Below are 12,926 nucleotides of genomic sequence, written 5' to 3' on the forward strand. Positions count from 1 at the left end.
TCGTTCCCCTTATTCGACGGTGACGGACTTTGCCAGGTTGCGTGGCTGATCGACGTCGAGGCCCTTGGCCGTGGCCAGTTCCATCGCGAAGATCTGCAGCGGAACCGTGGTCAGCAGCGGAGCCATGAGGGTCGTGGTCTCGGGGACGTAGATGACCTCCGAGGCGAACTCGCGGACCTCTTCGTCACCTTCCTCGGCGATGACCACGGTGTTCGCGCCGCGGGCCCGAACCTCCTGGATGTTCGAGATGACCTTGGCGTGCAGCGAATCGCGGCCGCGCTTGCTGGGCACGACGATGATGACGAGCTGGCCGTCGTCGATCAGCGCGATCGGTCCGTGCTTGAGTTCACCGGCTGCGAAGCCCTCAGCATGGATGTAAGCGAGCTCCTTGAGCTTGAGTGCGCCCTCCATGGCCACAGGGAAGCCGACGTGGCGGCCCAGGAACAGCACCGAGTCGACATCCTGGTTGCGACGGGCCAGGGCCAGCACCTGCTCCTTGTCCTCGTCGAGGACGCGCTGGACCTTGGCCGGAATGGCCTGCAGCTCGGTGAGGATCGCTGCGATCTCGTCGCGGAACTTGTTGCCGCGCAGCTGTGCCAGGTAGAGACCCAGCAGGTAGCAGGCCACGACCTGGGAGAGGAACGCCTTCGTCGAGGCGACTGCGATCTCCGGGCCTGCGTGCGTGTAGAGAGCGGCGTCTGATTCGCGCGGAATCGTCGAGCCGTAGGTATTGCAGATCGCGATGACCTTCGCGCCCTGCTGGCGGGCGTGACGGACAGCCATGATCGTGTCCATCGTCTCGCCGGACTGGGAGATCGCGACGACGAGGGTCTTCTCGTTGACGACCGGGTCACGATAGCGGAACTCGTGGGCGAGTTCAACCTCGACGGGCACGCGGCACCAGTGCTCGATCGCGTACCTTGCGACCTGACCGGCGTAGGCTGCCGTGCCACATGCGATGACGACGATCTTGTCGATGGTCTTGAGCACGGTCTCGTCGATGTGCATCTCGTCGAGCGCGAGCTTGCCGTCGGTGTCCATGCGGCCCAGGAGGGTGTCGGCGACGGCCTGCGGCTGGTCGTGGATCTCCTTGTCCATGAAGGAGGCGAAGCCGCCCTTCTCAGCGGCAGCGGTGTCCCAGTTGACTTCGTATTGTGTGCCCTGCACCTCGTTGCCCTCGATGTCGGTGATGACGACGGCGTCGGGGGTGATGGTCACAACCTCGTCCTGACCGATCTCGACGGCTGTGCGGGTGTAGTCGATGAACGCGGCGACGTCGGAGCCGAGGAAGTTCTCGCCTTCGCCCAGGCCGATGACCAGAGGCGAATTGCGACGAGCTGCCACGACCGTACCGGGGGCGTCCGCGTGGACGGCCAGGAGGGTGAACGCGCCTTCGAGCTGAGTGGCGGTCACGCGCATGGCTTCGGTGAGGTCACCGGTGGTCTGGAAGTTCTTCGCCAGCTGAGCGGCGGCGACTTCGGTGTCCGTCTGTGAGAGGAACTCGACGCCCTCGGCAACGAGGTCGGCCTTGAGGTGCGCGAAGTTCTCGATGATGCCGTTGTGGATGACGGCGAGTTTGCCGCCATCGGCCAGATGGGGGTGGGCGTTGGCGTCGGTCGGACCGCCGTGGGTGGCCCACCGGGTGTGTCCGATGCCCGTCTGCGCTGCCGGCAGCGGGTGCTCGGCGAGTTCATCGGTCAGGGCCGAGAGCTTGCCGGCCTTCTTCGCGGTCTCCAGCTCGCCGCCAGCAGTGACGAGAGCAACACCCGCGGAGTCATACCCTCGGTATTCGAGCCGCTTGAGCCCACTGAGCACGACATCGAGCGCCGAGTGATCAGCATTATCAACGGATGCTTTGGATACATAGCCAACGATTCCACACATGAGTCGAATTTTACGCAATGGAGTCAAATATGTTCGCATCGACCACCTCGGCGGCGGTGCGGACATGACGCATGACACAATTGGGGCCATGACCCACGTCGATCCCATCCTTGACCGCGCGCGGCGCCTCGCGGGCCTCAACATCGGTCGCAAACCCGATGCTGAACCGACTTCCCCGTTCTGGGAGTTCGACCGCGAGGTGTGGGGAACCCTGGCCCAGGCCACTCCCCTGCCGCTGAAGCAGCGCGATATCGAGCGTCTGCGCGGTCTCGGCGATCGCATCAACCTCGACGAGGTGGCGCAGGTCTATCTGCCACTGTCGCGCCTGCTCAACCTCTACGTCTCCGCCCGCCGGGCCAAGCACGACATGACGCGCGAGTTCTTCTCTCCGCTGCACGAGCAGGGCATGGAGCCGCAGGAGGCCAAGCGCACGCCGTTCGTCATCGGCGTGGCCGGATCCGTAGCCGTGGGTAAGTCCACGACCGCTCGCGTCCTGCGCGAGCTGCTGGCCCGCTGGCCCGACACCCCGCGCGTCGAACTCATCACGACCGACGGCTTCCTCTACTCGAACGCCGAACTCGATCGGAGACGACTCAACGGTCGCAAGGGCTTCCCCGAGTCCTACGACCGGCGCAAGCTGCTGCGGTTCATCTCGGCGGTGAAGTCGGGCTCCCCCGAGGTCCGCGCACCCGTGTACTCGCACCACACCTATGACATCGTCCCCGGCGCCGAGGTGGTCGTCCGCTCCCCCGATGTCCTCATCGTCGAGGGCCTCAACGTCCTCCAACCCGCCCGGCCGCGCAGCGACGGAACGTTGGGACTGTCGATCAGCGACTACTTCGACTTCTCCGTCTACGTCGACGCCCGTTCGAAGAACATCCGCGAGTGGTACATCTCGCGCTTCCTCAAACTCAAGCACGGTGCATTCCAGGACACGGACTCGTACTTCCACCGCTATTCGAAGCTCGACGACGAAGAGGCAGTGACGCTGGCGACGGAGATCTGGGACTCGATCAACTTCCCGAACCTGCGTGAGAACGTTCAGCCCAGCCGGGGCCGCGCGGATCTCGTGCTGCACAAGTCAGGCGATCACACGATCCGCAAGGTCCAGCTGCGCAAGCTCTGAGTTAGGCAGTTGTGCAAGCTCTGAGTCAGTCCGCTGCGCAAACTCTGAGCCAGTCTGCTGCGGCCTGCACGTGACGTCTCTCACCAGAGCCCCCGCGCGACCACCTCGGGGAAATAGATTCGACCCCGCCATAGTTGCACTGAGTGCATGGTTCGATGCCTCGGCATCTGCGACGGCTTCGAATCTGAGAACAGCTCTGTCCGATTGCGACCGTTCGACCCGGCGCAATACGACACGGTCCCGCACACACGTGCCGCCGGGGACCTGAGTCCGGGCATCGAACGCCCCCACCGGGGTGCCAAAAGGAGAAGAGGCCGATATGAGTCTGCAGTCAGCGCACAGGGTGATGTACAACTCCGTGTCGAGCAAGAAGACCCAACAGACCTCGATCAAGCCGGGCACGTACCGGCGGATCGCCTCATTCGCGACCTCGCATAAGAAGCGCCTCGTCGTCTTCCTCATCCTCTCCGTCGGATCCGCCGTCATCGGCGTCCTCAACCCGGTCCTGGCCGGCAAAGTCGTCAACGCGATCACCGGCGGCGGTCCCGTGGCGACGGTCGCATGGCTGGCCGTGGCGATCGGCGGACTGGCGATCGCCGATGCTGCGATCACAATCTCCAACCGGTATCTGTCGTCGAGGATCGGTGAGGGTCTCATCTTCGACCTGCGCACGGCGGTCTACGCTCACGTGCAGAAGATGCCGATCGCCTTCTTCAACCGCACCCGCACCGGTGCCTTGGTCTCGCGGCTGAATACCGATGTCATCGGCGCTCAGCGCGCATTCTCGAACACGCTTTCGGGCATCGTGTCGAACTTCGTGTCGCTGGCGCTGACCGTCGGTGTGATGGTCACGATCTCCTGGCAGGTCACAGTCATGTCGATCCTGCTGCTGCCCCTGTTCATCATCCCGACGAAGATGCTCAGCGGGAAGCTCGCCTCACTGCAGTTCCAGGCGGCGGACAACTCAGCGAGTATGTCGACCCGGATGACCGAGCGCTTCTCCGCCGGCGGAGCGACTCTCGTCAAACTCTTCGGCAACCCCAGGATCGAAAACGACGAATTCGCCGATCGTGCCGGTCAGGTCCGCGACATCGGCGTCAAAGTCGCCATGCTCCAGTCGACGTTCGTGTCTTCGCTGACGCTGGTCTCAGCTCTGGCCCTGGCTCTGGTCTACGGTGTCGGCGGTGCCCAGGCAGTCCTCGGCCACCTCAATGCCGGTCAGGTCGTCACCCTGGCACTGCTCCTGACCCGCCTCTACACACCCCTGACGATGCTCGCGAACGCGCGCCTGGACATCATGAGCGCCGTCGTCAGCTTCCAGCGCGTCTTCGAGATCCTCGACCTCGTGCCTCTGATCAAGGAGCCCGAGTCCCCGAAGTCACTGCCCAAGGGCGGTCTCGACGTGACGTTCTCGAACGTCGACTTCGCCTACCCGAGTGCTGAGCAGGTCAGTCTCGCCAGCCTCGAGGACGTCTCGGTCCTCGATGCCAGAGGCGGCGAAGAGGTCCTGCACTCACTCGACTTCACGATTCCAGCCGGACACACTGTTGCCCTTGTCGGCTCCTCCGGAGCGGGCAAGTCGACGATCTCCTCGCTGCTGCCCCGCCTCTACGACGTCACCTCGGGCTCAATCACGATCGGCGGAGTCGACGTGCGGGAACTGTCGAGCGAGACCCTGCGGAAGACCGTCGGCGTGGTCACGCAGGACGGGCACGTCTTCCACGAGTCGATCCGCTCGAACCTGACCCTGGCCAAACCGGAGGCCACCGATGCCGAACTCAACAGTGCTCTCGACCGCGCGCAGCTCCACCATGTCATCGCGGACCTGCCCGACGGCTTGGACACGATCATCGGTGAACGCGGCTACCGCCTTTCCGGCGGAGAGCGCCAGCGCTTGACGATCGCACGGATGCTGTTGGCCTCTCCGGAGGTCGTGGTCCTCGACGAGGCAACCTCCGCGCTGGACTCGACGAACGAAGCGGCCGTGCAGGCAGCACTCAACCAGGCCATGAGCGGTCGCACCGCGATGGTCATCGCGCACCGGCTCTCGACCATTCGGCAGGCCGACACCATCCTCGTCATCGAAGCCGGACGCATCGTCGAATCCGGATCGCACGACGAACTGCTGGCGCAGAGCGGTCGCTACGCGGAGCTCTACAAGACACAGTTCGCCTCGAGCTGAGGCATCCGCCGGCGCAGCCAGAACGGCACGGGCGGCGGGAGCGGCACGGCCCGCGCCACACACTTACAGCGCCAGGTGCTCCTTGACGCTGGCGGCCAGGCGCTCAGCCTGGGCCTGAGCCGCGTCCTCGGTCTCAGCTTCGACCATGACGCGGATCAACGGTTCAGTTCCCGAGGCACGCAGGAGGACACGGCCGGAGCCTGCGAGTTCGGCTTCGACGGCTCCGACTTCGGCCGCCACCTGAGGATGATCAACTCCGTTCTTGTCGACGCCCTTGACGTTGACGAGTGCCTGCGGCAGCTGCGGGATCTCGGCAGCCAGATCGGCAAGGGTCCGCTTCGAGTCGGCCATGCGCTTCATCAGGTGCAGAGCTGTCTGCACTCCGTCACCGGTGGTGCCGTGATCGAGCATGAGGACGTGACCGGACTGCTCACCGCCGAGGACGAAACCGTCGGCGAGCATGCGTTCGAGCACGTACCGGTCGCCGACAGCGGTCTGGACCGTGTCGATCGAGTACTTGTCCATGGCCTGCTTGAGGCCGATGTTCGACATCACGGTCGTCACGAGAGTGTTGCCGGTGAGTTCGCCGAGCTCCTTGAGGCCGATGGCGAGGATACCCATCAGCTGGTCGCCGTTGATGACACGGCCGAGCGAATCGACGGCCAGGCACCGGTCGGCGTCACCGTCGAAGGCCACGCCCAGGTCCGACTGGGTCTCGACGACGAGACGCTGCAGGGGCTCGAGATGGGTGGAGCCGACACCGTCGTTGATGTTGAAGCCATCAGGTTCGGCGGCGGAGACGATGACCTCGGCGCCAGCCTGGCGCAGTGCAGCAGGACCGACGATGGATGCGGCACCATGGGCGCAGTCGACGACGACCTTGAGTCCGGACAGGGGGCGGGTGCCCTCGGCGTCGAGGGAGCGCACGAGCTTCTCCGTGTACTCATCGGCAGCGGCCGGATAGCGGGAGATGCGTCCGACGTCGGCGCCGGTCGGGCGATCCCAGTCCTGGTCGAGGATCGCGAGGATCTCGTCTTCGACGGCGTCGTCGAGTTTCGTTCCTCCGGCGGCGAAGAATTTGATGCCGTTGTCGGGCATCGGATTGTGTGAGGCGGAGATGACCACGCCGAAGGCCGCACCGGTGTCCTTGACGACGCTGGCGATGCCCGGCGTCGGCAGCATGCCGGCGTCGAGCACATCGATTCCGGCCGAGGCGATGCCAGCGCTGATGGCAGCGGAGAGGAACTCACCGGAGACACGGGTGTCGCGGCCGACGACGGCGAAGGGTCGTTTGCCGCCGCTCCAGCCGCGGGAGAGTGTCCGCGAGCCCGCGACCGAAAGTTGAAGGGCCAGCTTGGCGGAGATGTCGCGGTTTGCAAGCCCGCGCACCCCGTCGGTGCCGAAGAGTCGTGTCATGGAAGATCCTTTCCTCAAGTTCCCGTCGATATTAGTACATGCCATCGCCGAGGCGGTGGTGACTGACCGTCGCCGGTGCAGATTCGTCGCGAAGACTGTCTCACCGCAGGGAGAGAGTACGCCGTCTGCGTACAGAGGTGGTGGTGCGAATAAGGGAGTGAATGCGCGAAATGCGGCCCCGAACCGGGTTCGGGGCCGCATCGCGGTGTTCGTCGAGCGTGACTGCTGGTAACTGCGCTTCAGCGGCAGGCCAGGCGCAGTCCGGAGAGCAGAATCAGCGCTTCGAGAACTGAGGTGCCTTGCGAGCCTTCTTGAGACCGGCCTTCTTGCGCTCGGGGACGCGTGCGTCGCGGCGCAGGTAGCCTGCCTTCTTCAGCTCGGCACGGTTCGACTCTTCGTCGATCTGGTTGAGCGAACGGGCAATGCCCAGACGGACTGCTCCGGCCTGGCCGGAAGGTCCGCCGCCACCGATGCGCACGATGACGTCGAAACGTCCTTCGAGGTCGAGAAGGCGGAACGGCTCGTTCACGAGCTGCTGGTGCAGCTTGTTCGGGAAGTACTCTTCGAGAGTGCGTCCGTTGATGGTCCACTCGCCGGATCCGGGGATCAGGCGGACGCGAGCAATTGCCTGCTTGCGACGACCGACTGCGCTGCCGGGAGCGGTCAGGGACTGTCCACGACCGCCGGCGGTCTGTTCGCCCAAGCCTGCGGATGCGGGAGTCTCAGAAGTGTATTCGGTTGCTGTCGGTTCTTCGACAGCCTCTGTCTCATTGGTGGTTTCTTCAGCCACGGTTCTCCTCGAAAAGTCTAGGTCTCGAACAGGGCGCTTACTGCGCGACCTGACCGAGTTCGTACGGCTGCGGATTCTGAGCGGCGTGAGGGTGTTCTCCACCCTTGTACACCTTCAGCTTCTGCATCTGGGCACGTCCGAGACGAGTCTTCGGAACCATTCCGCTGACAGCCTTCTCGACTGCACGCTCGGGGTTGGTGGCAAGAAGCTCGGCGTAGTTGACGCTCTTGAGGCCGCCCGGGTAACCCGAGTGGTGGTAAGCGCGCTTCTGATCGAGCTTCGCACCGGTCAATGCGACCTTGTCGGCATTGATGATGATGACGAAATCGCCGGTATCGATATGAGGAGCAAAGGTGGTCTTGTGCTTGCCGCGCAACAGGGTTGCAACCTTGGCAGCAAGACGACCGAGCACCTGGTCAGTGGCGTCAACGACGTGCCACTGGCGCTCAATATCGCCGGGCTTGGGAGTGTACGTACGCAAAAGTAGCCTTCTTTTCGTATCTCTTGGTGTAGTGCTGTGGACTCATCCGGTCGTGAGGTCGATGAGTCAGTGACACTGATTGTTTTCAATCGGGTCTGTCCGCCGAGGTTTCCCCTCACCTACGGGCCTGCAACGCATGAGGCTATGTAAGGGAGCACGACGGACACACACAACGACAATCAAATATACACGCTCCCGCTCCCGCGGAGCAAACGCTCAGGCCAGTGACAGAGCGGGTGGAAAGCTGAGCCGATACTATTGTCCTGTGCCGCCCAATTCCAGCCTGCCCACACGTCTTCCCGCATTCAGAATCCTGGTGCTGGGTCTCACTCTCGGGCTCCTGGCACTGGTGCTCGGGCCGCCGGCCTCTCACGCATCGGCCGCGCCTTCCCCCTCATCGTCGGACCAGCCGTCCATAGAGACGGCACCGCACACTGCATCGGAGACCGCTTCGGCGTCGTCGGCTGCCGCGTCCACCGCCGGCGCAGATCAGCCGGACGGCAGGTCGGTTGTCGTGGGCATACCCGGTCTGACCTTGAACGACATCGATCCGGATCGGACTCCGAACCTCTACGAACTCTTCCGCAGCGGCGCCTCGGCGAACCTCAATGTGCGCACGATCGGCTCCGCCACCTGCCCGGGATCCGGATGGCTGTCGATGGGTGCGGGCGCCCGCGCCATGGCCGGGCCGTCAGAGGAGGCCATCGAGGACGACGAGGATCGCACGGCCCGCTGCCCGACGATGACCGCCCCGTCGACCCACACCAGCGACGATGGCGACACGGACGAAAGCACTCCCGGGACGACGAAGTCGACCGGCAGCGATGCGTCCGGGAGTGATGAAGATCTCGACGCGAAATCCGTTCCCGGCACGACGACGGCGAAGATCGACGACTTCGACAGCGTGAAGGCGCCCAACATCGGCACCGGATACACCGTCGACTACGGCATGCTCTCCCGCCTCGTCGCCGAGAACGCAGCGAGCGAGACCGAGCCAGCAGATGCCTCGGCGAACGATGCCTCCCTCGACGCATGCGTCGCAGCCGAAGGTTCCGGCGCAGCCTACGCTGTCGCCGATTCTGAAGGCATCGTCCGCAACTACACGGACGACGCGATCGCCACGAACTGCCGCCTCGACCTGATCGACCTCGGTGCGATCGGCACCCGCTCCTGGCTGTTCAACCCGATCCCGAACTACTCCTACACGATGCCCGTGAACTTCAACCGGGAGACCCGAGTCGCCGAGGCGGACAAGCGCCTGGGCGTCAAACTCGACGAGATCCAGAAGTCGGCCGAACCTGGAAGCGCCGATCCCACGATCATCGTGGCCGGCCTCGGCGACAGTTCCGGGCTGCCGCAGCTGCGTGCGTTCATCGCCTCGGGACCCGGCTATGAGCCCGGCACCGTGTCCTCGGCGAGCACGCGCACGCCCGGGCTGCTCCAGCTGACGGACCTGGCCCCGGGGCTGCTCAACCAGCTGGGCCTCGACTCCCCCAGCGGCATTGCCTTCGAAACCACACCCGACTCGGATGACCCGCAGGACCGTCTCGACGATCTCGTCTCCGCCTCGCAGAAGGCGACGACGATCTACCAGCACCTGTCGACGTTCTCCCTCCTCCTCGACATCACGTTCTACGTCCTGTTCATCGTCTGCGGCATTGTGCTCAGCCGTTCGATCCTCGGTCGCCGAGGCGGTGCGACGATCGCCCCGTTCATCCACCGCTCCTTGGCCTGGGTCTCGCTCCTCATCGCGTCCTTGCCGATGGGAGCGTTCCTGGCAGGGCTGTTCCCGTGGGCCCGACTGTCCCAGCCGGGCTTGGGTCTGAGCGTGTCCGTCGCTGTCGGATCCATCCTCGTCTTCGCGGTCTCGCTGCTGCCGCCCTGGGGTCGGACCTGGCGCGGACGCGTGGCCGCATTGGCACTGCTGAGCGTGCTCGTCATCTCCGTCGACCTGGCCACCGGATCTCGCCTGCAGGGCAATTCGCTGCTTGGGTACAACCCGATCGTCGGCGGCCGCTTCTACGGTCTCGGCAATCAGGGTGCTGCAATCTTCATCGTCGGGCTGTTCATCTTCCTCGGGCTGGCGATCTCCTGGCTGCGCGCCCACGGCCACCGGCGCCTCGTCATCGTCCTGCCGGTCGTGCTCGGGCTCGCGGCTGTGTTCGTCTCCGGCAATCCGTCCTGGGGCGCGAAGTTCGGCGGCACGATCGCAACTCTCGCGGGGCTGTTGGTGCTGCTGGCGCTGGTCAGTCACATCCGCCTCTCGGTCTTCCGGCTGATACTCATCGGAGCGGCCTCCCTGGCCGTGCTCATCGGCATCGCGTTCCTCGACTGGCTACGTGCTCCGGGTGAGCGCTCGCACTTCGGAAACTTCTTCGACCAGCTGGTCACCGGGGAGGCGCTGCAGGTTATCGGGCGCAAGCTCGGCGCCAATCTCCACATCATCCAGGTCAATCCTGCGCTGGCGATCGTCACTCCGCTGGCGGTCATCGCGATTCTGTTCTTCCTGCGCTACCTGCTCCACTTCCCGCGCATCGGGCCTGCCAGCCGCACCGGCCGACTGACGAACAAATGGCGGGGACGCCTGCCACAGGTGTTCGAGGATCAGGACATCCACTTCGGCTTCCTCGCCGCTGTGACCGGCATGGCCGTGGGGCTCGTCCTCACGGACTCCGGCATCGCCGTACCCTCGACGGGTGCGATGGTGTTGCTGCCCTATCTGCTGGCCCTCAGCGCCGAGCACGCTGACGAAACCGCAGGCATCAGGTCCTCCACCCGCCGAGGCGGTGCCGCGGGTTCGCGCGACACCGCCGTTTCGAAGCGCACGGGCCGGGCATGATTGCCAACGCCGTCCCCAGAGGTCTGCGCGTACTGCTCGGCGCCTTCGCCATCGCGCTGCTCATCCTCGGTCTGCCGCAGTCCTCGTTCGCGAGCGAGCAGACGGAATCCGCCACGTCGACGAGCACCTCACGCACGACCACCTCGGCGGATGCAGCACCGATCTTCGTGGGAGTCTCCGGATTCAAATTCGAGGACCTCGACCCGCGCACCACGCCGAACCTGTGGAAGATGATGAAGTCCGGCCAGATCGGAACCATCACACCCCGCAGCGTGCGCTCCACGAGCTGCCCGGTCGACGGCTGGCTGGGTGTAGGGTCCGGTCGCCGAGCCGCCGACGAGCCGCGCGAGCAGTGCCGTGAGCCTCTGGCCCCTCTCGACGGCTGGGTCTCCGACTGGGACGTCTACTCCCAGGTCGCGCGCGGCGACAACTACGACGCGGCACTGGGCGGACTGGCCGAAGCGGTGCCCAAGATCTCGGCCATCGGTCCCGGTTCGGCCATTGCCGCGGCGGATCCGGAGGGCCACGTCGACCAGTGGTCGCCGGTGTCCGAAGACCTCGGCCACAAGGCAGCACAGGATTCCGAAGACGGCAGACTGACCCTGGTCGACCTCGGCAACACCGCCGCCGACGGGTATTCTCTCAAGGACCTCGATCGCCGAATCGGAGAGATCCTTGCTTCCACAGGATGGTTGGGAGACGGCACCTCCGAGCGCCTCAAGGCCGGCCGCTCACCTGTGATCTTCTCCTCAATCGCCGACGGATCCGATGAGGGGTCCTCGATGCAGTCGACGATGATGCTTCAGCCCGGCCACTCCCCCGGACTGCTGACCTCCTCGTCGACGCGGCAGCCGGGTCTGGTCCAGGTGCCCGACATCGCGCCGACGCTCGTCGCGCTCAGCGGCGGCGAGTCCATGGACAATGTCGCCGGAGCTCCGATGACCTCCGATCCATCGGGCAGCTGGGAGTCGCGCTATCAGGACGTCCTCGACCGTCAGGTGGCGGTGACGACGCAGAACGAGCTGTCGACATGGTTCTTCCCCGTCGTTGCCACGCTGATGATCGGCCTGCTGGTCCTGGCCTGGTTCCTGCGCAAGAACCACCGTGACCTCGTCCATTCCGGTGCCTACCGGCTCGGCATCGCCTTCGCCTCGATGCCGGTGTCGACGTATCTGGTCAACACCGTGCCGTGGGAGAGGGCGACGAACCCGGACATCGCGATGCTCGGCGCTGTGGTCGGGTGGTCGCTGATCCTCGGTTCGATCGCGCTGCTGGGACCGTGGCGCAAACACAAGCTGGGGCCCGTGCTCTTCGTCTCCGTCGTCTCAGTCGGGGTCCTCGCCTACGACGTCATCACCGGTTCGCAGCTGCAGATGTCGACGCTGCTGGGTGAGCCGCTGCTCATCGCCTCACGCTTCTACGGGATCGGCAACTCTGCGCTCGCACTGTACTGCTGTGCTCTGCTGCTGGCGGTCGCGGGCTTCGCCTCACTGTCGAAGAAGCCGCTCATGCGCATCCTCATCGTCATTGTTCCCGTCCTGGTCTCGTGCGTGATTCTGGCCGCGCCGGGCCTGGGCACGAAGTTCGGGTCCGTGCCCACGCTCATCATCGGCGTCGCCTACCTCGCGCTGGCGGCCGCCGGAATCCGGTTCTCGCTCAAACGGCTTCTGCTCACGGTCGGCATCGCCGGCTTCGTCATGCTCGCTGTCCTCTTCCTCGACTGGCTGCGCCCGCCCGATCAGCGCACTCACTTCGGCCGCTTCTTCGACTCGATCATCAGCGGCGAAGCGCTGGGGGTCCTGGCGCGCAAGATCGGCATGAACATCGACATCCTCACCCAGTCCTGGATGACTCTGCTGCTGCCGCTGATCATCATCGGAGTCTTCTGGCTCGCCCTTTCGCCGAGGCGGTTCAACCTGAGCGGAATACAGGATGCCTACCAGCGCATCCCGCTTCTGAAGGCGGGAATGATCAGCTTGGCGATCCTGTTGGGCGTCGGCACGATCATCAACGATTCGGGCATCGTCGTCCCGGCTGTCGGAATCCTCTTCCTCGTCCCTGTCCTGGTCCACCTCGAGACCTTCCCGAGGACGCTTCCTCTCGCCGAGGACGCCGTTGCCGTTCCCGAGCAGCGGTCGAGATCCGCAGCCAAGGACTCCACCGAGCACTGAAGGCTCGGACACCACGAGATGCAGTGAGGAGGGCCGG

Annotated in this window: 8 protein-coding genes; 4 read left to right on the forward strand and 4 right to left on the reverse strand. The window is 64.9% G+C overall.

Features of this window, described 5'->3' with window-relative positions; all coding sequences use genetic code 11:
- Positions 1-9: 9 nt before the first annotated feature.
- Positions 10-1,884 (reverse strand): glutamine--fructose-6-phosphate transaminase (isomerizing), encoded by a 1,875-nt coding sequence (gene glmS, locus MPN20_RS06430; protein ID WP_242780635.1) that lies wholly within the window; start codon positions 1,882-1,884, stop codon positions 10-12.
- Between the two features lie 64 nt (positions 1,885-1,948).
- Between glmS and coaA the strand changes: the two genes are divergently transcribed.
- The gene (gene coaA / locus MPN20_RS06435; protein ID WP_347566805.1) at positions 1,949-3,010 is read left to right on the forward strand and encodes a type I pantothenate kinase; all 1,062 of its coding nucleotides are present in this window, start codon (positions 1,949-1,951) and stop codon (positions 3,008-3,010) included.
- 319 nt (positions 3,011-3,329) lie between these two features.
- Positions 3,330-5,192: an ABC transporter ATP-binding protein gene (locus MPN20_RS06440; RefSeq protein WP_242780637.1), complete on the forward strand. Its 1,863-nt coding sequence runs from the start codon at positions 3,330-3,332 to the stop codon at positions 5,190-5,192.
- 63 nt (positions 5,193-5,255) lie between these two features.
- On the opposite strand, the gene glmM is transcribed toward MPN20_RS06440, so the two are convergent.
- The 3 genes from glmM to rplM form a co-directional block, all read right to left on the reverse strand.
- Complete coding sequence (gene glmM / locus MPN20_RS06445) at positions 5,256-6,608, reverse strand: phosphoglucosamine mutase (RefSeq protein ID WP_242780639.1); 1,353 nt, start codon at positions 6,606-6,608, stop codon at positions 5,256-5,258.
- Positions 6,609-6,882: 274 nt separating this feature from the next.
- Entirely contained in the window at positions 6,883-7,398 is a 516-nt protein-coding gene (gene rpsI / locus MPN20_RS06450; protein ID WP_242780641.1) for a 30S ribosomal protein S9, read from the reverse strand.
- Positions 7,399-7,435: 37 nt separating this feature from the next.
- Entirely contained in the window at positions 7,436-7,879 is a 444-nt protein-coding gene (rplM, locus tag MPN20_RS06455) for a 50S ribosomal protein L13 (RefSeq protein ID WP_242780643.1), read from the reverse strand.
- Positions 7,880-8,144: 265 nt separating this feature from the next.
- Between rplM and MPN20_RS06460 the strand changes: the two genes are divergently transcribed.
- Together MPN20_RS06460 and MPN20_RS06465 are read left to right on the forward strand one after the other, a co-directional pair.
- Positions 8,145-10,718 (forward strand): hypothetical protein, encoded by a 2,574-nt coding sequence (locus tag MPN20_RS06460; RefSeq protein WP_242780645.1) that lies wholly within the window; start codon positions 8,145-8,147, stop codon positions 10,716-10,718.
- Positions 10,715-12,889 (forward strand): hypothetical protein, encoded by a 2,175-nt coding sequence (locus tag MPN20_RS06465; protein ID WP_242780647.1) that lies wholly within the window; start codon positions 10,715-10,717, stop codon positions 12,887-12,889. Before MPN20_RS06460 ends, MPN20_RS06465 begins: the two co-directional genes overlap by 4 nt.
- Positions 12,890-12,926 lie beyond the last annotated feature (37 nt).

The organism is Brevibacterium sp. ZH18 (assembly GCF_022748595.1).
GTDB lineage: Bacteria > Actinomycetota > Actinomycetes > Actinomycetales > Brevibacteriaceae > Brevibacterium.

Excerpts from the sequence above, each read along its gene's own strand:
- MPN20_RS06440 (WP_242780637.1), top strand. The coding sequence starts at position 3,330 with ATGAGTCTGCAGTCAGCGCACAGGGTGATGTACAACTCCGTGTCGAGC.
- glmS (WP_242780635.1), bottom strand. The coding sequence starts at position 1,884 with ATGTGTGGAATCGTTGGCTATGTATCCAAAGCATCCGTTGATAATGCT.
- coaA (WP_347566805.1), top strand. The coding sequence starts at position 1,949 with ATGACGCATGACACAATTGGGGCCATGACCCACGTCGATCCCATCCTT.
- MPN20_RS06465 (WP_242780647.1), top strand. The coding sequence starts at position 10,715 with ATGATTGCCAACGCCGTCCCCAGAGGTCTGCGCGTACTGCTCGGCGCC.
- glmM (WP_242780639.1), bottom strand. The coding sequence starts at position 6,608 with ATGACACGACTCTTCGGCACCGACGGGGTGCGCGGGCTTGCAAACCGC.